The organism is Pseudomonas sp. B424 (genome assembly GCF_055408345.1).
The window spans coordinates 174,422-195,806 of record NZ_JBUZTL010000007.1 but is presented as its reverse complement, the minus strand read 5'-3'; the positions used below and the strand labels follow the sequence as shown (position 1 = coordinate 195,806).

Sequence of the window (21,385 nt, the reverse complement as noted above, 5' to 3'; positions counted from 1 at the left end):
CCATGAGTTCTTCACAACCTGACGTCGCCATTATCACCGGCGCCTCGCGCGGTATCGGTGCCGTTATCGCCAAACAACTGGCCAGCGAGGGCTTTGCGGTTGTCATCAACTACGCCAGCAGTGCCAACGAAGCCACCGCCCTGGTTGCACAGTTGCGTCAGGACGGGCACCAGGCAATTGCCGTGAAAGCCGATGTGGCCAACGCCGCCGACGTGAAACGCCTGTTCGATGAAACCGAGCAGCAACTGGGCAAGGTCGATGTATTGATCAACAACGCGGGCGTACTCAAAGTACTGCCGCTGGCCCAGCACAGCGACGAGCTGTATGACCAGACCTTCGACATCAACACCAAAGGCACCTTCAACACCCTGCGCGAAGCCGCCACCCGGCTGAACGGCGGCGGGCGCATCATCAACTTTTCGAGCAGTACGGTGGGCATGAACCTGCCCGGCTATGCGGTGTATATCGCCAGCAAAGCGGCGGTTGAGTCGCTGACCCAAGTGTTTGCCAAAGAACTGCGGGGCCGGCAAATCACGGTCAACGCCGTGTCACCCGGGCCGGTGGCCACGGAGCTTTTTTTACAGGGCAAGACCGCGGAGCAGATCCAGACGTTCTCCAAGATGCCGCCTCTGGAGCGCCTGGGCCAGCCGCAAGACATCGCCAATATCATCTCGTTTCTGGTGAGCCCGGCGGCGAGCTGGGTCAATGGGCAGATTTTGCGGGCCAATGGGGGGTTGGTGTAGGCAAAAGCAAAAAGCCCTCACCCCGACCTTCTCCCGGGGGAGAGGGTTGGGGTGAGGGCTTCTTTTGGCTTTTGACCCTTAACGCTGAGCCTGCCCCTGCTGCATCACCCACTGCACCACTTGCGGCATCAGGGTGTCGCTGGCCTGTCCAAACCCTGCAACCACCCCCGGCACCATGGGATTACTCAGCGGCTGGCGCGCTTCAAAGCGTTTGGAAGCGATCACACGCTGGTCGCTGCTGCGCACCAGGCGCGCGTTGTACTGGATCAGCACTTCAGGGCTTTTGCCGTTGTAGTGCGTCTGGAACGCCAACAACTCTCCACCCAACTCATAATCGGCCTGCACGGTGGTGTCATCGGTGCTCAGCCCCTGGATCCGGCCATCCTGCAAGAACGCATCGAGCAGGCGATTGCGCAGCAGCACCGGCGCCGGATCACTCCAGCGGGCACCCTTGTAGTTGCTGATCAGGTTGCCCTCAGGCACCACCGCAATGTTCTGGCTGTTCAGCGCGGCACTGGCCATCGGCTTGTCGAGCCGCAACGACCAGTTCACCGCAGCGCTACGGCTGGCGGCGATGGGCGCTTGCGCATACGGCAACCAGTACACGTCGACCTGCTCGGGCTTGGGCAAGATCGAGCAGGCACTGAGCAAGCTCAGGCTGGCCGCCAGGATGAGGGAACCTGCCAGACGATAAGTAGGCTTCATGGGGTGAATTCCTTGTTCTGTTCGCGGCCCAGCAAGTAACCGCTTGGGTTGGCTTCCAGGCGCCGCGAGATCGAGCGCAGTGTGCCGAGGGTTTCGCGCAGCTCATTGACCGCAGGGCCCAGTTGATTCAGACCTTGCAGGCCGCTGTTGAGCGATTCCTCATTGTTGTCGATCAGCGTGTTGATGGTTGCGCTGCTCTGTTCCAGCGACTTCATGGCGCGCTCTGCGCTGCTGAACATCTGTTTGCCGTCGGTGCTCAACAGCCCGTTGGCGTTGCGCATCAGCACCGTGGTTTGTTCCAGAGTGCTGCTGGCTTGCTTACCGACCTGGACCAGTTGCTTCATCATCTGGCTGATATCGTCACGCTGGCTGGCAATGGCCGTGGTGGTCTGCTCCAGGTTGTCCAGGGTCTTGCTGACACGGTTGACGTTCTCGCCAGAGAACAGGCGGTTAGCGTTGTGCAGCAGAATGTTGACGTTGGCCAACATATCGTTGCCATCGGTCAGCAGCCGGGCGATCGGGGAAGGCGAGGCGATAATCTCCGGCAGCTTGCCGTCCTTGCCCTTGAGATCCGGGCTGTTCGGGTCGCCGCCACTGAGCTGGATGATCGAAGTACCGGTCACTCCGGTCAGCGCCAGCTTGGCCTTGGTGTCGACCTTGACCGGGGTGCTGGCGGCCAGACGAATGCGCGCCAGAACACGGCGCGGGTCTTTTACGTCCAGGCGCAGCTCGATGACGTCACCCACCTTGATGCCGTTGTATTGCACCGAGCTGCCCTTGGACAGACCGCTGACCGCTTCGTTGAACACCACTTCATAATCCTTGAACGTGCTGTCCATGCTCGCCTTCGCCAGCCACAGACCGAACAGCATGGCCCCGACGACAACCAGGACGCTGAACAGGCCGATCAATACATGATGGGCACGGGTTTCCATGTCATTGCTCCTTAAGCTGGGTTGCCGCTTCGTATGCGGCGCGGCCACGGGGGCCATGGAAATATTCATGAATCCACGGGTCGTCGTAGTCTTCGACCTCAGTGATGGGGGCTGCTACCAGCACCCTTTTTTGCGACAGCACAGCCACCCGGTCAGTGATGGTGTACAGCGTGTCCAGGTCGTGGGTGACCAGGAAGACGCTCAGGCCCAGCGCATCACGCAGGGTCAGGATCAGCTGGTCGAACGCCGCCGCGCCGATCGGGTCGAGCCCGGCGGTAGGTTCATCCAGAAACAGGATGTCCGGGTCCAGCGCCAGCGCACGGGCCAGCGCAGCGCGCTTGACCATCCCGCCCGACAGCGAGGACGGATATTTGTCCGCCGCCGACAGGGGCAGCCCGGCCAGCGCCAGCTTGACGCACGCCAGATGCTCGGCGTCAGGGCGGCTCAGCCCGGCGTGCTCGATCAAGGGCAGGGCGATGTTTTCAGTCACAGTCAGCGACGAGAACAACGCTCCACGCTGAAACAACACGCCAAACCGTCGCTCGATCAGCGAGCGCTCGGCCTCATGCAAGCTCAGCAAGTCCTGGCCGAACACCCGCACTTGCCCTTCAGTGGGCCGGCGCAGGCCGACGATGCTGCGCAGCAATACGGATTTACCGGTACCGGAGCCGCCAACCACCCCCAGAATTTCGCCCTTGTACACATCAAGGTCGAGGTGTTCGTGCACGCTCTGGCTGCCAAAGCGGTTGCACAGATCACGCACCTCAATCACTGCCTCGCCGGGCTTGCGCAGGGAAGTACTCACCAGCCCATCTCCATAAAGAACAACGCGGCCACGGCGTCGAGAACGATCACGATAAAGATCGATTGCACCACGCTGGACGTGGTGTGGGCACCGACCGACTCGGCACTGCCGCTGACTTTAAAGCCCTCAAGGCAGCCCACCGCCGCGATCAAAAAGGCGAAGAACGGTGCTTTGACCATGCCCACCAAAAAGTGCTGCACGCCGATATCCGAGTGCAGCAGCGAAATAAACATGTCCGGGGAAATGCCCAGCGAGACCACGCACACCACGGCGCCGCCCAGGATGCCGGCCATCATGGCCAGAAAGGTCAGCAGCGGCAGGGCGATCAACAGGGCCAATACCCGTGGCAGCACCAGCAAGTCCATCGGATCGAGGCCCAGCGTGCGGATCGCGTCGATCTCTTCGTTGGCTTTCATCGAGCCGATTTGCGCCGTAAAGGCACTGGCGGTACGGCCCGCCAGCAGGATGGCGGTCAGCAACACGCCGAATTCACGCAGGAAGGAAAACGCCACGAGGTCGACAGTGAAGATCCCCGCGCCAAAGCTGGCCAGCACCGTGGCGCCGAGAAATGCCACAACAGCGCCCACCATAAAGGTCAGCAACACCACAATCGGCGCGGCGTTGAGGCCAATCTGCTCGATATGCGCCACCACCGGTGTGATGCGCCATTGCCTGGGGCGCAACAGGTTGCGCGCCAGGGTTTGCAGGATCAGCCCGATAAAGCCCAGCAGTTGCAGGGTGTCCTGCCACAGCTTGTCGACCGCGCAGCCGATACGGCTCAACAACTGGATGCCGACGTTCTGCTCTTCGGCTTTGACCGGCACACAGAAGTCGCGCATTGAGGCGTAGATCGTTTGCAGCAAGGCGCGATCCGCGGCGGGGAGCTTTTGTGCGGTCCCGGTCAGCTGGTTGACACGCTCGGCACCCAGCAACTCCACCAGCAGCGACGCACCGGCCGTGTCGATACTGGTTACATCGTCCAGGCTGATGGCGGTCTGGTCATCGTACTGTCCGACCAGTTGCTCGGTCTGCTGCTTGAGGCGGGTGTAATGGGCAAGCGTCCAGTCGCCGCTGATCAGCAGCCGCGCCGGGTTACTCGAGGTGTCTAATTGGGCATTGCCCGCCATGGCCGTAATAATCGTAAGCTCCCAGCTCAATACGTTTAAACGCAGACCTTATGTAATAGCACAGTCCTGCAAAAGTGCTTCAGTTTGCCGGAACAACCACTGGCGGCGCTTGATCTGGGTTAACCCGGAAGCGTAAAACGCCGATCAATTGCCCATCCTCGGTCAGCACCCGGACTTGCCAGCGGCCCAGGGGGTCAGGCGGGAAATTCTGCTTGTGGGTCCACGCACGATAGCCCTCCTTGCGACCGCCATGAATGTCCAGGGCGATACGGTCGACCTCCTGGCCATTGAGTTGCCACACATGGTAAATCCGCTCGTTCAAGCCCCGTGGCGCATTGATCGAGGTGTACGCATACAGGCCACGGCTGCGCAGTTCGCTGACGCTGATGTCTTTGATGCTCTCACCCGGTGTGCGGTCTTGCAGCTGGGTGGTGACGGCCACTTCGGTCATCCACAGCGTGGCCGGCGGCACCCAGGAGCGCAGCAGCCAGCCGGTGCCGCCCAGCGCGAGCACGATCAAGGGCAACACCAGCCAGCCGCGCCACGTTTTGAGCGGCAGGCTTACGGCAAGGCTGGGGATGGAAAGCAGCACGGCGGTGCCCAGTGCCAGCTTGTAGCTCTGGGCGGTGGTCAGGTTGAGGATGATCGGCAACGCAGTCAGCATCGCCGCGAACAGGGCCAGGGTGTGCAGGGCCAGGTACAGCCAGCGCCGGGGGGCCAGCCATTTGTAATACAGCGGGTCAGTGATCGTGACCAGCGCGCACGCCCCCAGCAGGCCGGTAAAGACAAGCTGGCCGCTGTTCCAGGTGGTGGTGATAAAGAAAAACGGCAGGACGAAAAACAGACTTTCCTGATGGATCATCTGGGTCGCATAGCGCAGCAGCGGTGGCGGGATTTCGCGTTTGAACACGCGGGTAAACAGCTGGGTAAAGGTGTTTTCCAGCATCAGCCAGACCCAGCTCACCAGCAGGATCACGGCGATCCAGCGGGCCATGCCTTGCTGGCGGTCCACCAGAATAAAACTGCCCACGCCCGAGCAAAAACCAAACGCCGCAATCAGCCCTGGATAACGCTTCATCAATTCAAGGATGCGCTGTACGTAGTGGTTCCAGTTCGGCATTCGGCGGTTCACATTCTGTATAGGAATAATCCTCGACAGAATAGCGTTTTAGGCGCTCCGCGTCCGGGACTTCATGACGCTGTGGGGGCGGGCTTGCTCGTGATGGCATCACCTCGTTTAACTGACAGACCGCAGTGCCTGCATCCGGTCAGTTGCCCCCACATCGGGTTGTGCAGGTCTGGCTTAGCGCACGCTGCTTTCGAAGCGGCTTGCCCCCGTCAGCTCCAGCACCAGTTCATCGCCCACATTCAGCGGACCAACGCCCACCGGGGTGCCCGTCATGACCACGTCGCCGGCTTGCAGCGAGAAGCACGCCGCCATGTGCTGGATCATCGGCACAATCGGGTTGAGCATCAGGGCACTGTTGCCGTCCTGACGCACTTCACCATTGATGGTCAGACGAATGCCGATGTCGGCCAGGTCAGCAAAGGTGCTGCTCTGTACGAACGGCGCGAGCACGCAGGCGCCATCGAACGACTTGGCGATCTCCCATGGCAAACCTTTGCTTTTAAGCTCGGCCTGCTTGTCACGCAGGGTCAGGTCCAGACCGGGGGCGAAACCGGAGATGGCGTCCAGCACTTCTTCAACACTCGGGTTGTTCGACAGCGGCTTGCCGATCAGCACCGAGATTTCTGCTTCGTAGTGCACCGAGCCGCGCTCGGTCGGGATCGCAAAACCACCGTCCAGCGGCACCACACAACTGCCCGGTTTGATAAACAGCAAAGGCTCGGTCGGGATCGGGTTATCCAGCTCTTTGGCGTGCTCGGCATAGTTACGCCCGATGCATACCACTTTGCCGATAGGAAAGTGAATTCGGGTACCGTCGACATACTGGTGCTGATAGCTCATGGACCGACTCCGCTGTTGGCTAGTGACTCCGTAGCAGCCTCCGGCAGCTGCTACGGGTTTTGTATGGTTAGTTAAACCGCAAAAATCTTGCCCGGGTTCATGATGCCGTTCGGGTCGAACACGGCCTTGAGCGCTTTCATGTACTCGATCTCCACCGGCGAGCGGCTGTAGGTCAGGTAATCGCGCTTGGTCATGCCCACGCCGTGCTCGGCAGAGATCGAACCGTTGTACTTCTCTACGGTTTCAAATACCCACTTGTTCACCGTCGCACACTTGGCAAAAAACTCGTCCTTGCTCAGGTTTTCAGGCTTGAGGATATTCAAGTGCAGGTTGCCGTCACCGATGTGGCCAAACCAGACAATTTCGAAGTCCGGGTAGTGTTCGCCGACAATCGCGTCAATTTCTTTCAAGAATGCCGGCACTTTCGACACAGTGACCGAAATGTCGTTTTTGTACGGAGTCCAGTGGGAAATGGTCTCGGAGATGTATTCGCGCAGTTTCCACAGGTTTTGCAGCTGGGTCTCGCTCTGGCTCATCACGCCATCGAGCACCCAACCTTCTTCCATGCAATGTTCGAAGGTTTCCAGCGCCGCGTTGGCCACTTCTTCAGTGGTCGCTTCAAATTCCAGCAACGCATAGAACGGGCAATCGGTCTCGAATGGCGAAGGCACATCACCACGGCCCATCACTTTGGCCAGTGCCTTGTCGGAGAAGAACTCAAATGCCGTCAGGTCCAGCTTGCTTTGAAACGCATGCAGCACGGGCATGATGGAATCAAAGTCCGCAGTGCCGAGCACCATCGCGGTGAGGTTCTTCGGCGCACGGTCCAGGCGCATGGTGGCTTCCACCACAAAACCCAGAGTACCTTCAGCGCCGATAAACAGCTGACGCATGTCATAGCCGGTGGCGTTTTTGATCAGGTCCTTGTTCAGCTCAAGCACGTCGCCCTTGCCGGTCACCACTTTCATGCCCGCCACCCAGTTGCGGGTCATGCCGTAGCGAATCACCTTGATCCCGCCGGCATTGGTGCCGATGTTGCCGCCAATCTGGCTGGAACCTGCCGAGGCGAAATCCACCGGGTAGTACAGGCCGTTTTCTTCGGCCAGGTTTTGCAAATGCTCGGTAACCACGCCCGGCTGGCAGACCACGGTGCGATCGGTCAAGTTGATGCCCAGCACCTGATTCATGTAGTCGAACGACACAACCACTTCGCCATTGGCCGCCACTGCCGCGGCGGACAAACCGGTACGGCCGCCCGAAGGCACCAGAGCCACGTTATTGGCGTTGGCCCACAGCACGATGGCCTGCACCTGCTCGGTGGTTTTGGGGAACACAATGGCCAGCGGGGCCGGGGCGAAATGCTTGGTCCAATCCTTGCCGTAAGCATTAAGGGAGTCGGCATCGGTCAAGACCTTGCCAGGCTCTACCAGGGTCTTTAGCTCATCAATCAAGGCAGGATGGGTCATCAACAGAACTCTCGAACAATTCATGGTCATCCTGAGAACGCTTCACGTCGCAGGAATGGGTGTTTAGCGGGGCGCTTATGCTAGCATACGACCCCCCCGTAGAATCGAGCCGTAGGACGATTCTCGGTGCCGGTCTTCACGCCGGCCAGGTCAGCTCTCGCTGTCCATTCCCTGCCATTTTTTCTCTGGGACACAGGTTTACGCAGATGAGCAAGACTTCTCTCGATAAGAGCAAGATCAAGTTCCTTCTTTTGGAAGGCGTCCACCAATCCGCTGTTGAAGTGCTCAAATCTGCCGGGTACACCAGCATTGAGTACATCACCAGTTCCTTGCCTGAAGCCCAGCTGAAGGAAAAGATCGCTGATGCCCACTTTATCGGCATCCGTTCTCGTACCCAGCTGACCGAAGAAGTGTTCGACTGCGCCAAGAAGTTGGTCGCTGTTGGTTGTTTCTGCATCGGCACCAACCAGGTCGATCTCAACGCTGCACGTGAGCGCGGTATCGCTGTTTTCAACGCCCCCTACTCCAACACCCGTTCGGTGGCCGAGCTGGTACTGGCTGAAGCGATCCTGTTGTTGCGTGGCATCCCTGAGAAAAACGCTTCCTGCCACCGTGGTGGCTGGATCAAAAGCGCAGCCAACTCCTTCGAAATCCGCGGCAAAAAGCTGGGCATCGTCGGTTATGGTTCGATCGGTACTCAACTGTCGGTACTGGCTGAAGGCCTGGGCATGCAAGTGTTCTTCTACGACACTGTGACCAAGCTGCCATTGGGCAACGCGACTCAGGTCGGCAACCTGCACGAACTGTTGGGCATGTCCGACATCGTGACTTTGCACGTGCCTGAAACCGCCGCCACCCAGTGGATGATCGGTGAGAAAGAAATCCGCGCCATCAAAAAGGGCGGGATTCTGATCAACGCCGCACGTGGCACCGTGGTTGAACTGGACGCCCTGGCTGACGCGATCAAGGACAAGCACCTGATCGGCGCCGCCATCGACGTATTCCCGGTTGAGCCGCGCTCCAACGACGACGTGTTCGAAAGCCCGCTGCGCGGCCTGGACAACGTGATCCTGACCCCGCACATCGGCGGTTCCACCGCTGAAGCGCAAGCCAATATCGGTCTGGAAGTGGCAGAGAAGCTGGTCAAGTACAGCGACAACGGTACTTCGGTATCGTCCGTGAACTTCCCGGAAGTGGCCCTGCCGGCTCACCCTGGCAAGCACCGCCTGCTGCACATCCACGAGAACATTCCGGGTGTGATGAGCGAGATCAACAAGGTCTTCGCCGAAAACGGGATCAACATCTCCGGCCAGTTCCTGCAAACCAACGAAAAAGTTGGTTATGTAGTGATCGACGTCGACGCCGAGTCCTCGGACCTGGCGCAAGAGAAGCTGCAGACCATCAAAGGCACTATCCGTTGCCGCGTGCTGTTCTAAAACGCGCCTCAATAAAAAGGGAGACCCTCGGGTCTCCCTTTTTTATGACCGTGTTGAAAACTACTTCACATTGACGGTGATTTTTTTCGAAACAACGGCAGGCTCAAACGGTACGTGGTTTTTGTCGCCCAGTTCCAGTTGCAGAGTGTGCTTGCCCGGTGTCAGGGTGACTTCGGTTTCGACCTGGCCCTTGCCGAAGTGCACGTGGTTGGCGTCCGCCGGGATTGGCATGGCGGCGGCGGGCAGAGTGTCGACATCAATCAGCAGATGGTGGTGGCCGGTGTTTGCGGTTTGGTCGCCAGCCGGGGCGATGGCGACATTTTTGGCGCCGAATTTAACGGTGAAGGTTTTATCCACAGTGGCACCGTCTGCAGGGGACACGATAAACACTTCGGCGCCCTTGGGGGCCGGGGTGGTCGGCATACCGGCGGCCGTGGCCATAACTGAAGCGCCCATCAATACAGAAGCCAACGCAACACGAGACAGTAGAGCTTTCATTTTTTTCTCCGGTTTTTGCAAAAAACTCAGGCCCCGGACAACTTTGAGACAATCTGTTGTCCAACGCCGCAATTGACCAACATAAAGCAAAGCGCACACCAGTTGCGAATCGCTTGCATCAAATTCAAAGGAGTGACCATGCGTTTTCTGCCAGGCCTGATGCTTTTACTGCCACTGGCGAGCCCTTTTGCTCAAGCCGAACTGATCGACGACGTAAACGACCGGGGTGAACTGCGCATCGCCCTGGAGGCCGATACCCCTCCCTTCAGCTTCAAGCAGGACGGACGTCTGGCCGGCTTTGAAGTGGAACTGGCCGAGCTGCTGGCCCAAGAGCTGGAAGTGCATCCCTCCATCCTTGTGACTGACAGCAATGACCTGCTGTCAGGTGTCGAAAACGGTAAATACGATGTGGCCATTAACCACATCGCTTTGACCCCCGAACTTCAGGATCGTTTCGACTTCAGCGAACCTTACAGCTACACCTCGGCGCAGACGATCGCCCAGCCAGAAAAACCGCGCCCGGCCACTACCCTTGCAACACTTCAGGGTCAGTACTTAGGCGTAGCCCAGGGCAGCCAGTTTGTCGAACGTCAACCTCTGATGACCGTAGCGCCAAAGCCGCCGGTCACGGACGAAGAGGTGGCGCTGGCGATTCCCTTCCAGAAGGGCAACCCGGCGTTCCAGGCCAGCCTGGACAAGGCGCTGCAACGGATCAAGGCTGATGGGCGGCTGGAGGCGTTGTCGCAGAAGTGGTTTGGGACGGGTGCAAAACAACCCTGAATACCCACTGTGGGAGCGGGCTTGCTCGCGATGGGATCGAATCGGTAATTCAGGCATACCGAGTCAACTGCATCGCGAGCAAGCCCGCTCCCACCCAATACTCAGGGTGTGCGAATCGCCTTAACATCCCCGGCCTTCACTTCCCCGGCCTGGTTGCCCCAGCTGGTGCGGATGAAGTTGACCACATCGGCCACTTCCTGATCCGACAAGCGCCAGTCGAAGGCAGGCATGGTGAAGGTCGACGGCGCCGTATGCGTCGCAGGCAACGTCCCACCCTTAAGCACGATATGGATCAGCGACGTCGGGTCGTCCGACTGCAACACCGGGTTGCCCGCCAATGCCGGGAACACGCGGGTATAGCCGTGACCGTCAGTGCGATGGCAAGCCGCGCAGTTGTCGATGTACACCGCCGCGCCGCGCTTGCTGTCATCACCGTTCCACAGGGCATCTGCCACTGCCGGATCGTACTGGTGCGGCATATCCGCCGGGTTCACAGCAGGCAGAGCCTTCAGATAGAGGGCAATGGCCGTCAAGTCGGCGTCAGACATGTACTGCATGCTGTGCACAATCACATCGCTCATGCCGCCAAATACCGCACTGCGATCACTGCGCCCGGTCTTGAGGAATTGCACCAGCTGCTCTTCGCTCCAACTGCCCAGTCCGTCCTTGTGGTCGCCGCGCAGGTTTTTCGCGATCCAGCCCTCCAGCGGAGCGCTGCCTGACAGGAATGCACTGCCGTCGCTCGCACCCAGGGCCTTTTCCTGCATGGTCAACGCCCGTGGCGTATGGCACGCGCCGCAATGGCCAAGGCCTTCCACCAGATAAGCACCGCGACTGACCACAGGGTCTTGTCCGGCCTCAGGCTTGAAATCCTCAACCGCCGGGGCAAACAGCCAGCGCCAGATTGCCAGCGGCCAGCGCATGCTCAGCGGCCAAGGGATATCGGCCTCCTTGTTCTCCTGCTCGACGGGTTTTACGCCCCGCATAAAGTAGGCATACAAGGCCTGCATGTCGGCCTGGTTGACCCGCGCATAAGACGGGTACGGCATGGCCGGGTACAGCGTGCTGCCGTTCTGGGCAATGCCATGGCGCACAGCCTTGTCAAAATCTTCGAAGCTGTAACTGCCAATGCCATTTTTGCCCGGCGTGATGTTGGTCGAATAAATCGTGCCGATCGGGGTTTCCATCGCCAGGCCACCGGCGAACGGCTTGCCGTCCTTGGCCGTGTGGCACGCCACGCAGTCACCGGCGCGCGCCAGGTATTCACCTTGCTTGACCAGGGCCTGCGGGTCGCTGTCTGCGGCCACCGCCGAGAAGCTGGCGAACAAGGTCAGGGTCGCGATAACAAATGCTTTCATGGTCATCGCTCCTTATGCCTGAACCAGTGGGCCGGGGTTTTTCAGGTACTGCTCACGGATCGCCCGGGCCGACCAATAGGTCAACGCGGCAACCAAGCCTGTCGGGTTGTATCCCAAACCTTGCGGGAAGGCAGAAGCACCCGGCACAAACACGTTGTGCACGTCCCAGCTCTGCAAGTAGCGATTCAGGGCGCTGGTCTTAGGGTCGGTGCCCATGATCGCGCCACCGTTCAGGTGAGTGGTCTGGTAGGAGGCCGTGTTGAAATGGTCACCGACCTGCTTGCCAATTCGGGCGATGGCTTTGGGGTTCATCGCTTCGGCGATTTTGCCCATTTTTTCCATCATGAAACGGTTCATCTTGATGTCATTTTCCTGCCAGTCGAAGGTCATCCGCAGCAGCGGTTGGCCGTAGGCATCGCGGTACACCGGATCAAGGTCGAGGTAGTTACAACGGTAGGACTGATGCGCACCGTGTGAGTCCATCGACACCTGGTGGGTGTAGTAATCGGCGGTTGCACGCTTCCAGGCGCTACCCCAGGCCGGAGTACCCGGCGGGTTGGAAGTGCCGGCAATCGGTCGGCTGCCAGCCTGGTTGACCCACATCGGCGAGCCCCCGACAAAGCCATGGGGCCCGTGGTCGAAGTTGTCCGCGTTGAAATCATCGACCGCTACACCATTGCCGCCCGCGCCGATGAAGTTGTTGGTGTGCACGTCTTTATCGAAGTAGGCCTTGATGGTGCCCATGTTCTGGTAGGCGAAGTTACGGCCCACCACACCTTCATTGGTGACCGGGTTGTAAGGCTTGCCGATGCCCGAGAGCAGCATCAACCGCACGTTGTGCAGTTGAAATGCACCGAGAATCACCAGATCGGCCGGCTGTTCGATTTCACGGCCCAGGGCATCGATGTAAGTCACGCCGGTGGCCTTGGTTTTAGTGCTGTCCAGGTTGACCCGGATCACATGCGAATCAGGGCGCAGCTCAAAGTTCGGCAGCGGCTTGAGCGCCGGCAGGATGTTTACGTTGGGCGATGCCTTGGAATACATGTAGCAGACATAACCGCTGCAGAAGCCGCAGAAATTGCACGGGCCCATTTGTGCACCATACGGGTTGGTATAAGGCCCGGAGGTGTTCGCAGATGGCAGGTTGTAAGGCTTGTAGCCCACGTCATTGGCCGCTTTTTGAAACAGTTGCGCGGAGTAAGTGTTCTTCTGCGACAACAACGGGAAATTATCGGAACGATCGGGCGCATAAGGGTTGCCGCCTTTGCCTTCGCCCACCAGTTGACCGTTGACTGTCCAGGCCTGGCCCGAAGTACCGAACACTTTTTCGGCATAGTCGAAAAACGGTTCCAGCTCTTCATAGCTGACGCCGAAATCCTGAATGGTCATGCCTTCAGGGATAAATTTTTTGCCGTAGCGCTCTTCGTAATGGCTGCGCATCCGCAGCTCCATCGGGTCTACCCGAAAATGGACGCCCGACCAATGCAAACCTGCGCCGCCGACACCGTTGCCGGGCAGAAATACGCCCAGCTGGCGATTCGGCAGGGCCACGTCATTGATGCTGTGACGGATGGTGACGGTTTCTTTGGAGACGTCCTGAAACAGCTTTTTGCGTACGCTGTAGGTCAGTTCATCAATCACCTGTGGATAGTTACCGTCCGGGTAGGTGTCCTGCATTGGGCCACGTTCGAGGGCCACAACATTCAGGCCAGCTTCGGTCAGTTCTTTGGCCATAATCGCGCCGGTCCAGCCGAAACCGACGATAACTGCATCAACTTTTTTCATAACGGTCGACATGCTCAAGCCCTCTCGCCGCGGATGGATACTGCCGGGAAGGGGTACTGCTCGTTGCGCTCAACCCAGTCCATGAAATCTGCGCGCGCGCCAGGAAAGCCGATCATGGTCCAGCCGACCATGCCTTTGTTGCCACCGTGAATCGGGTCGCAAAAGAAACCTTCCTTAGTGTTTTGCAGCAAAAAACTGAAAAACATCTTGGCCGGGACGTTCTCGAATTCAGGCGTGCCTGCCTCCAGTTTTTTGAGCACTTCGTCTCGGGTAGCGCTGTCTAGCCCAGCAAACGTTGAGTTATAGGCTTTTTTGCACAGTGCCTCCGTGGCAGCGATGCCCAGGCGATAGATCTGTTTTGGCACCAGTTTGCTCTGCCAGCCCATTTCAGGTGGCGCGTCGGCATTGAACGGACCTTGCATGAACCACAGGGCGCCGCTGGCGTAAGGCGTGTTCATCTGGCGGTCGATGTATTCCGGAACGCCTGCTTCCAGGGCACCGGGGCCTTGCTCGTCTGCCGGGATCAGGCGCGCCACAGCAGCGTTCACGAATGCCCACTCTTCGGCGGTGAAATAAGTGGGTTCATACGCTGTGGCAGGGGCCGGCGTGCGCTTGTCAGGTTCGGGCGCGGCAGCCGCAGGCGTGGCCATCAGCACAGAACCACCGAGGCCGGTGCTGGCCACAGTGACCACTGGGATCAGGGTCAGGGTTTTGCGCAAAAACTCACGCCGGGGATTGTCTTGCTCAGACATGCGGGGGCACCTCATCAGGCAGTCGCGGATTACAGCCGCTCATTGGCAGCTTTCGTTTTGGCAGCGGAACAGGTCGAACGAACCGAAAGGAACAGGACGCGCAGCAAACATTAGTTACAAATTCTAACAGGCCTTTCGGTCAGGTGAATCGTTTCATGCGTAATTTTGCCGCACCGTCGACGGTACTGAGCGATCACACATTTTTGACAACTGACTCACAGAGTTTTGATTCGGTTTCGCTCAATCTGGCGACCTACCCCTCAACCCAACTCAATACGGTCGACCTGACATGCCGAGATCCCGCCTCTTTCCTGCTTTGTGCCTGACGTTGCTTGCTCTGTTTGCGTTGCCACAGGCCCAGGCGGATGAAGCGTCTGCATCTCGCCCCGCGCAGTGGGCTCAGCCTGTCGCGACACCGTACAACCTGTACCAGATGTCACCGACCCTGTACCGCAGCGCGTTGCCGGACAGCGCAGCGCAACCGTTGCTGGAAAAGCTCCACATCACCACCGTGATCAACTTTTTGCCCGAAGCTGACAGTTCCTGGCTGAAGACGCCCGGCGTCACCCAGGTTCAGTTGCCTTACCGCACCAATCACGTGGACGACGCTGATGTGCTGGCCGCATTGCGCGCTATCCAGACGGCACAAGCCAAGGGCCCGGTATTGATGCACTGCAAACACGGCTCGGATCGCACGGGCTTGATGTCGGCGATGTACCGCGTGGTGATCGAGGACTGGAGCAAGGAAGACGCACTCAAGGAGATGACCCAAGGCGGCTTTGGTGAAAGCTCACACCACAAGGATGGCGTGAGCTACATGATGAAGGCGGATATCCCGCAGTTGCGTGCAGCCTTGAGCAGCGGCGCCTGCAGCACCAGCGCGCTGGCTTCGTGTGCGGTGATGAGCTGGTTCAAGCCCGTCAGGTCCTGAGGCAGTCAAAAACCTTCGGGCGGTTTGCCCATGAAGATCTCGAAGGACTCCAGCAGCGGGCGCTCAGCGCCCGGTGTGTAAAACGCCTCGCGAAATTCCCGGCCAGTGTCTGCGTTGAAAACGCCATCGCGTTCGAACCGTTCAAACACTTGCCGGGCCAGGCTTTGGGACCATTGATAGGCGTAATACCCGGCGTCATAGCCCGTCACCATATAGTCGAACGCCTGGGCAAACCGGTCAGTCTCTGGCCAGGCCAGCGGTTGCACCACCTTCCTCGTACTGAGCAGAACCTCTTGCACGCTGCGACCATCGCCATAGGTTCGGTGCAGTTCAAAATCAAACAATGAACGCATCAACTCATCTGCCGTTCTGAGCCCCGAGGCGACTTCTCTCGCTTCCAGAATCTGATCAATCTGCTCGGTGCTCAGCCCTTCATCTGTCTTATGGTGACGGGCAATCCAGAGCAGGCTCTCCCGGGACCAGCACCACTCTTCCAGCATCTTGCCCGCGAACTCGCTGGCATCAACCCCCAGCCCCCTGATACCCGACAGCTCGCGCAGCGAACTGCGCGTGAGGACTTGTTGCAAACAGTGCCCGAACTCATGAAAAAGCATGCTCAGCTGCAAATGACTGAGCAAGGACGGGGTATCGGCGCTGGGGGCGCCAAAGTTGCCATGAAAAATCGCCACCGGCAGTGTGACCCGCCCCTGGGCATCGACCCGGCGGTTGCGTGCGGGTTGAGTCCAGCAACCGTCCATTTTTGGGGCGCGCCAATAGGGGTCGACAAAGATATGCCCCAGCAGGCTTTCACCCTCCCGCACTTCAAATAACTGTACGTCGGGGTGCCAGCTGCTGAAGTTTTTTTGCTTGATCAGGCGCACGCCGAACAGCTGTTGCACCACTAAAACCAAACCTTCCAGCACGCGATTGAACGGGAAGTAAGCGCTCAGCTCAGCCCCGGAAATATCAGACTGACGGGCACCCATCATTTGCGCCAAATAGGCGTAGTCCCACGCGCCAAGGTCGGTATAGCCCAGTGATGCTGCCGCATCACGGAGTACCTGGGCCTGACTGTCGAGCAAGGGTTTTTCGCTGGCAATACGCGATTTTATAAAGTTCAGAACCTGCGCCGTCGACGTAGCCATCCTGGTTTGCAGGCTGTACTGCGCATGATTTTCGTAGCCCAACAGGGCTGCTCTCTGCTGGCGCAACTCCAGCAACTGCTCAAGTACCGGCCCGTTGTCATACTCAAGGGCGTTAGGCCCCTGATCCGAGGCACGGGTGCTGTAAGCGGTGAACAACTCCTGGCGTAATGCCCGATTTTCACATTGGCTGATGACGTCGGTGTAAACGGCCTCTTCTTCAAGGGTCAGCAACCAGCCATCACGCCCGGAAGCCTTCGCCCGCAATGCCAGCTTTGTTTTGAGGTGGGCACTGAGCCCGGATAACTGGCTTTCGTCGGTGATGTGTTTTTCCCAGCCGCTGTTGGCGGCGTGTACGTTGTCCTGGAATACCCCTTCAAGCGTACCGATCGTGTCATTGAGCGTGGCAAGCGCCTTCATCTCAGCGGCAGGCAAATTCACGCCAGATATACGCCAGTCGTTGAGTTTTCTGGTCAGCAACGTTGTTTGGGCCGCACTGAATTGCGCCGCAGCCTCGCTGTTGGCGAGGGTCTGATACGCCTGGAACAGGGGCATGCTCTGTTTCACTTCGGAGTACCACGAGCTGATTTCCAGGCGGCATGCACCGACGGCGGCATGCCATTGCGAGGGTCTTGGCAATTGACTCAACGTCTCGAGCGCATCGCCCGCTTCGTCCAGCCGGGCCTGTAGTTCATCCATCGCCAGCACTAACCCGTCCCAGGTGGGGTTCAATGACTGGCTGGCAATGATGTCCGCCATGGCCTTGCGGTTGTCGGTGACTATTTGAAGGATGGCCGGCTGCAGGTGCTCAAGCCATATGTCCTCATACGGCACGAGATCATGGGATTGTAAAAGTGGATTTCGATCGCTCAAGTTCAAACCTCCTGTCTGTGCGTCGTGGCGAATCGCGCCAGACGACGCGGGAGCACAGACTAAAAGTCAGGTTGAGGACCCATGTCATACCGGGGTACCGCACACGCCTGGCCGTGTGCGTTTAAAGGCGTGATGATTTCGACCGCCATGGGGGCAGCCCTACAGCCCGCATAGGGCATCAGGCAGAGCCCATGCAGTAATCTCTGACCACCAATAAAGCTTAATCACACGCCCTCACGGTGCATGGAGGTACGCACCGTCATCTTTCAGGATCTGTTGTGTGTGCAGTATTTTCACATCTGGCACCGTCAGGCAGGCGGCGGTGCCACCCATTGCTGCAAGGCCGCCTTGCGCTGAACCATTGGCAGTTTGCCCAACTGCTCAACCTGGCCATAAAACACCTGCCAATCACCGCCCGAGTGCTTGAACAGCGCAGCAAAGGCAGGCACCCATTGATCGTAAAGGCCAAAGGGCAAGAGTTTGGCGTTATTCATCGGTGCATTGATCCACGCATCAAAGCGGTTATTTCCCGCCCATTGCTGATCACGCATCTGACGATAATCGCGGCGCATTCGGTCGAATTGCGCAGCTTTGCGCTGACGCATCTCTTGAGCCGGCAAAGGCTGAGCATAGAGTTTCTGCAGGCGCTGGCGAGTGTCCAGCACCAGTGCGGTGAATTGCTCGCGTTGCTGCAGGCTGTTGGCGCTGGAGGGTGGCAGGCCTTGATAGGCGCGCCATTGGCGGGTGCCTTCCTGTTCGACGAAACTGGCAAAAGACTCGTTGAATTCGCTGTCGTCTTTCACATAAAAACGTTGATGCGCCAACTCGTGAAAAATCAGCGTGGCCAGGCGCTCGTCGCCCCAGGTGAGCATGCTGTTGAGGATCGGGTCATCAAACCAGCCCAACGTCGAGTAGGCCTCAACCCCGCTGACCAGCACGTCTTGGCCTTGCTGACGTTGCAGGGCTGCTTCGCCTCGCGCCGCACCCAGGCTGTAATAGCCACGGTAGGCCACGCACCCGGCAATCGGGAAGCAATGGGTGACAGGATTGAGGGAAAACTCTGGCGTGGCGAACACATTCCACACCACATAAGGCCGCTTGAGGTCGACGTACAGGCGATAGCTCTGGTTGTGCGGCAGGTGCAAGTGCTCGCTGGCAAAGGTTCTGGCGGCCTGGGCTTTTACCAATTGCTCACGCAATGCCGCCGGGCGCTGCGGGTCGGTAATGACCGTGCTCACCGGCTCTCGGGCCTGCAGTAACTGCCATTGCCCACCTGCCAGTTGCGAGTAATAACCGGCACTGGAGCAACCGCTGAGCACTATCGACAAGACAAGGGCCGGCAGGCAACGAACAGGCGGGGTCATAGAGCAATCCAGTGGGCGAGTGACAATAGTGTGGGAGCGGGCTTGCCCGCGATACAGGCACCGCGGTCCTTAAGGCAAACTTCATCGATCCTATCGCGGGCAAGCCCGGCTCCCACAGGGGGCTAAACTGCGAAGCGGCATTGCGCGCTATGCTTATGTAACAAATTTTCTGGAAATCATCATGCGCACTTTATTGCTTGTGTTGACCACTTGCCTGCTGAGCGCCTGCGCCAGCACGCCATTGCCTTCGGCGGACCCGAAAATGGCCTGGGTCGACCTTGAAACACAAACCGGCAAGCTGGTGATGGCCGAGCGCCTGGATAACCGGCGCATGCCTGACGGCCGCTATTTTCAAGTCACGCCCGGCCGGCATGAATTGGTGGTGCGTTTCGATTTCGAGATCTTTGTCGGCGGCATGGGCATGTTCAGCGATCCGCAAGAACGCCTGTGCTACGTCACCCTGGATTACGACAACTTCCAGCCCGGCCAGCGTTACAGGCTCCAGGCGCGCTCACTGGGCTTCAACGCCTACGCCCGGCTGTACAACGCTGCGGGCAAGGTGGTGGCCGAGGAGCGGCAGGTCAACTGCTTACCGTGAAGCCTGACCATTGTTTTGATAGATGATCTTTTTGCTGCCGTACTCGCACGACCCGACCACCATATTCTCGTCATGGACTTCTTCATTGGTCACGATTTCGAGCGTGTAGGACGACACATTGTTGGCCTGGATCTTGGCCTCGATTTCATCCTTCAGTTCTTCACACGCCTTGGGGGCCGCCAGTGCCGAGGTGGCCATGGAGCAACAGATAACCGCTAGAGCAAAACGTTTCATGGTGAGACTCCCTTGAGGCAGTACGCAAAGTCATGATCTGACGCCAGTGGCGTGCATTCGATCACATTTGCCACAGCACAGGACTGATCTGACGCAGCCAGGGTCAAACTGTTCGGGCCAGCGCCGCCTCGCTTGCGACAAGCGGGGCGGCGTACAGGGTCAGCTCACCAGCGTGGCATCGAGGGTGATTTTGGCGTTCAGCACCTTGGACACAGGGCAGCCTTCTTTGGCCTTGGTGGTCAGTTCGTCAAATTGCGCCTGGGTTGCGCCGGGCACCTTGGCTTTGAGCACCAGGTGCACGGCGGTAATCGCAAAGCCGCCGTCCACCTGGTCCAGCGTCACTTCAGCGCTGGTATCAATGCTGTCGGCCTTGAGCCCGGCATCACCGAGGATCATCGACAGCGCCATCGAAAAGCAGCCTGCATGGGCTGCGCCAATCAGTTCTTCGGGGTTGGTGCCCTTGCCGCCTTCAAATCGCGCCTTGAAACCATACGGCGCTTCGCGCAGTACCCCGGTTTCAGTGGAGATGGAGCCAATGCCGGTTTTAAGGTCGCCTGCCCAATGAGCCGATGCTTTCTTTTTAATACTCATGCGTGCCTCCTGAAGAACGGCGCGAAGGATTCACGCCCTGACTAACGTTGTGAGGGTAGTCGGCTCCACAAAGTTCATCTTGTCGGACCAGTCGTCTTTTTTAATCGCTCAATTCCCCGCCTGCCATTGAAACTCGGGTATATGCCCATATTGCTGTAGTCACTGGCGGGCCAAGCGAGCGCTTGGACCTGCACCCCACCTGGAGTAGCCGGCTGATGAAACGACTGTCTGACATCAAATTCTCGACCCTCGATCTGGTACCTGTGCGCGAAAATGGCAGCGCAGCCCAGTCGTTGCGCAACTCGCTGGACTTGGCACAGCACGTTGAAAAGTTCGGCTACAACCGTTTCTGGGTTGCTGAGCACCACAACATGGACGGCATCGCCAGCTCGGCGACTTCGGTGTTGATCGGTTATCTGGCCGGTGGTACCTCGACCATTCGCGTGGGTTCGGGGGGTGTCATGCTGCCCAACCATGCGCCGCTGGTGATCGCCGAGCAGTTCGGCACCCTCGAAAGCCTGTACCCGGGGCGTATCGACCTGGGCCTGGGCCGTGCGCCGGGCTCCGACCAAATGACCGCCCGCGCCCTGCGTCGCGAACGTTCGGGCAGTGCCGATGAGTTCCCTGAGGACGTGGCCGAGCTGATGCGTTACCTGGGGCCACGCACCCCGGATCAACGGATTATCGCCATGCCGGGTACCGGGACCAACGTACCGGTGTGGTTGCTGGGCTCCAGCCTGTTCAGCGCGCAACTGGCGGGGGAGCTTGGTTTGCCTTACGCCTTTGCCTCGCATTTCGCACCACGCCTTATGCACGAAGCGATTCGCGTGTACCGCAACCACTTCAAGCCGTCGGCGACCCTCGACAAACCCTACGTGATGCTAGGCATTCCGCTGGTAGCGGCGGATACCGATGAACAGGCCGAGTATCTGGCCACCTCGGTTCAGCAACGGATTCTGGCGTTGATGCGCGGGCAAAGTCTGGTACAGCGTCCACCGGTCGACTCAATGAACGGCCTGTGGCTGCCCCACGAAAAAGAGGCTGTGATGAGCTTCCTTGGGCTGGCGATGGTCGGCAGCCCGCAGAAAATCAAGGCTCAGTTGGATGTGCTGGTCGAGCAAACCCAGGCGGACGAACTGATCTTTACCTGTGATTTGTATGAACACGCAGACCGCATTCACTCGTATGAATTGTTGTCGCAGGTGATGAAAGAGGCTTAACGCAAAAACAAATGTGTGAGCGAGCCTGCTCGCGATGGCATCGACGCGGTTCAACTGAAACACCGCGCCGTCT

Annotated in this window: 21 protein-coding genes; 6 read left to right on the top strand and 15 right to left on the bottom strand. The window is 58.8% G+C overall.

The window, feature by feature from the left end; translation table 11 throughout:
* Window positions 1-2: 2 nt before the first annotated feature.
* Window positions 3-743, top strand: a complete 741-nt coding sequence (locus ACZRMS_RS11295; RefSeq protein ID WP_463995420.1) for an SDR family oxidoreductase — start codon at window positions 3-5, stop codon at window positions 741-743.
* Between the two features lie 78 nt (window positions 744-821).
* Here the strand turns inward: ACZRMS_RS11295 and ACZRMS_RS11290 are convergent, their stop codons facing one another.
* The 7 genes from ACZRMS_RS11290 to ACZRMS_RS11260 all read right to left on the bottom strand — a co-directional run bounded on the left by ACZRMS_RS11290 (window position 822) and on the right by ACZRMS_RS11260 (window position 7,750).
* Window positions 822-1,448 (bottom strand): ABC-type transport auxiliary lipoprotein family protein, encoded by a 627-nt coding sequence (locus ACZRMS_RS11290; RefSeq protein ID WP_463995419.1) that lies wholly within the window; start codon window positions 1,446-1,448, stop codon window positions 822-824.
* Complete coding sequence (locus tag ACZRMS_RS11285; protein WP_463995418.1) at window positions 1,445-2,383, bottom strand: MlaD family protein; 939 nt, start codon at window positions 2,381-2,383, stop codon at window positions 1,445-1,447. Before ACZRMS_RS11285 ends, ACZRMS_RS11290 begins: the two co-directional genes overlap by 4 nt.
* A gap of 1 nt (window position 2,384) precedes the next feature.
* On the bottom strand, window positions 2,385-3,176 hold the full coding sequence (locus tag ACZRMS_RS11280; RefSeq protein WP_463995444.1) for an ABC transporter ATP-binding protein: 792 nt from the start codon (window positions 3,174-3,176) through the stop codon (window positions 2,385-2,387).
* An 8-nt stretch (window positions 3,177-3,184) separates the two neighbouring features.
* Entirely contained in the window at window positions 3,185-4,315 is a 1,131-nt protein-coding gene (locus tag ACZRMS_RS11275; protein ID WP_463995443.1) for an MlaE family lipid ABC transporter permease subunit, read from the bottom strand.
* 79 nt (window positions 4,316-4,394) lie between these two features.
* Window positions 4,395-5,435: a DUF5924 family protein gene (locus ACZRMS_RS11270; protein ID WP_463995417.1), complete on the bottom strand. Its 1,041-nt coding sequence runs from the start codon at window positions 5,433-5,435 to the stop codon at window positions 4,395-4,397.
* Window positions 5,436-5,618: 183 nt separating this feature from the next.
* The gene (locus ACZRMS_RS11265; protein ID WP_463995416.1) at window positions 5,619-6,284 is read right to left on the bottom strand and encodes a fumarylacetoacetate hydrolase family protein; all 666 of its coding nucleotides are present in this window, start codon (window positions 6,282-6,284) and stop codon (window positions 5,619-5,621) included.
* Between the two features lie 71 nt (window positions 6,285-6,355).
* Window positions 6,356-7,750: an FAD-binding oxidoreductase gene (locus ACZRMS_RS11260; protein WP_048361435.1), complete on the bottom strand. Its 1,395-nt coding sequence runs from the start codon at window positions 7,748-7,750 to the stop codon at window positions 6,356-6,358.
* A 206-nt stretch (window positions 7,751-7,956) separates the two neighbouring features.
* On the opposite strand from ACZRMS_RS11260, the gene serA reads away from it, so the two are divergent.
* The gene (gene serA, locus ACZRMS_RS11255; protein ID WP_048361436.1) at window positions 7,957-9,186 is read left to right on the top strand and encodes a phosphoglycerate dehydrogenase; all 1,230 of its coding nucleotides are present in this window, start codon (window positions 7,957-7,959) and stop codon (window positions 9,184-9,186) included.
* Window positions 9,187-9,246: 60 nt separating this feature from the next.
* Here the strand turns inward: serA and ACZRMS_RS11250 are convergent, their stop codons facing one another.
* On the bottom strand, window positions 9,247-9,684 hold the full coding sequence (locus ACZRMS_RS11250) for a DUF4399 domain-containing protein (protein WP_463995415.1): 438 nt from the start codon (window positions 9,682-9,684) through the stop codon (window positions 9,247-9,249).
* 138 nt (window positions 9,685-9,822) lie between these two features.
* On the opposite strand from ACZRMS_RS11250, the gene ACZRMS_RS11245 reads away from it, so the two are divergent.
* Window positions 9,823-10,464 (top strand): transporter substrate-binding domain-containing protein, encoded by a 642-nt coding sequence (locus ACZRMS_RS11245; RefSeq protein WP_463995414.1) that lies wholly within the window; start codon window positions 9,823-9,825, stop codon window positions 10,462-10,464.
* Window positions 10,465-10,565: 101 nt separating this feature from the next.
* Here ACZRMS_RS11245 and ACZRMS_RS11240 read toward each other — a convergent pair whose 3' ends face one another.
* From ACZRMS_RS11240 to ACZRMS_RS11230, 3 genes are read right to left on the bottom strand one after another with little or no spacing between them, the layout of a single operon-like run.
* Entirely contained in the window at window positions 10,566-11,822 is a 1,257-nt protein-coding gene (locus ACZRMS_RS11240) for a c-type cytochrome (RefSeq protein WP_463995413.1), read from the bottom strand.
* Window positions 11,823-11,834: 12 nt separating this feature from the next.
* Entirely contained in the window at window positions 11,835-13,619 is a 1,785-nt protein-coding gene (locus tag ACZRMS_RS11235; RefSeq protein WP_463995412.1) for a GMC family oxidoreductase, read from the bottom strand.
* A gap of 2 nt (window positions 13,620-13,621) precedes the next feature.
* A complete protein-coding gene (locus ACZRMS_RS11230; protein WP_463995411.1) occupies window positions 13,622-14,359 on the bottom strand; it encodes a gluconate 2-dehydrogenase subunit 3 family protein in 738 nt (245 codons plus the stop codon).
* A 289-nt stretch (window positions 14,360-14,648) separates the two neighbouring features.
* Between ACZRMS_RS11230 and ACZRMS_RS11225 the strand changes: the two genes are divergently transcribed.
* Entirely contained in the window at window positions 14,649-15,290 is a 642-nt protein-coding gene (locus tag ACZRMS_RS11225) for a dual specificity protein phosphatase family protein (protein WP_463995410.1), read from the top strand.
* Between the two features lie 5 nt (window positions 15,291-15,295).
* Here ACZRMS_RS11225 and ACZRMS_RS11220 read toward each other — a convergent pair whose 3' ends face one another.
* Window positions 15,296-17,305, bottom strand: a complete 2,010-nt coding sequence (locus ACZRMS_RS11220) for a M3 family metallopeptidase (protein ID WP_463995409.1) — start codon at window positions 17,303-17,305, stop codon at window positions 15,296-15,298.
* A 308-nt stretch (window positions 17,306-17,613) separates the two neighbouring features.
* Window positions 17,614-18,669: an aminopeptidase gene (locus ACZRMS_RS11215; RefSeq protein WP_463995408.1), complete on the bottom strand. Its 1,056-nt coding sequence runs from the start codon at window positions 18,667-18,669 to the stop codon at window positions 17,614-17,616.
* Window positions 18,670-18,850: 181 nt separating this feature from the next.
* Here ACZRMS_RS11215 and ACZRMS_RS11210 point away from each other — a divergent pair, with 181 nt between their 5' ends.
* The gene (locus tag ACZRMS_RS11210; RefSeq protein ID WP_463995407.1) at window positions 18,851-19,267 is read left to right on the top strand and encodes a PA0061/PA0062 family lipoprotein; all 417 of its coding nucleotides are present in this window, start codon (window positions 18,851-18,853) and stop codon (window positions 19,265-19,267) included.
* On the opposite strand, the gene ACZRMS_RS11205 is transcribed toward ACZRMS_RS11210, so the two are convergent.
* Window positions 19,259-19,501, bottom strand: a complete 243-nt coding sequence (locus ACZRMS_RS11205) for a DUF1161 domain-containing protein (protein ID WP_463995406.1) — start codon at window positions 19,499-19,501, stop codon at window positions 19,259-19,261. The genes ACZRMS_RS11210 and ACZRMS_RS11205 overlap by 9 nt on opposite strands.
* A gap of 159 nt (window positions 19,502-19,660) precedes the next feature.
* Window positions 19,661-20,092 carry an OsmC family protein gene (locus ACZRMS_RS11200; protein WP_048361447.1) on the bottom strand — a complete coding sequence of 144 codons (432 nt, stop codon included), beginning with the start codon at window positions 20,090-20,092 and terminating at the stop codon, window positions 19,661-19,663.
* Between the two features lie 215 nt (window positions 20,093-20,307).
* On the opposite strand from ACZRMS_RS11200, the gene ACZRMS_RS11195 reads away from it, so the two are divergent.
* Window positions 20,308-21,312 (top strand): LLM class flavin-dependent oxidoreductase, encoded by a 1,005-nt coding sequence (locus ACZRMS_RS11195; RefSeq protein ID WP_463995405.1) that lies wholly within the window; start codon window positions 20,308-20,310, stop codon window positions 21,310-21,312.
* Window positions 21,313-21,385: the final 73 nt, after the last annotated feature.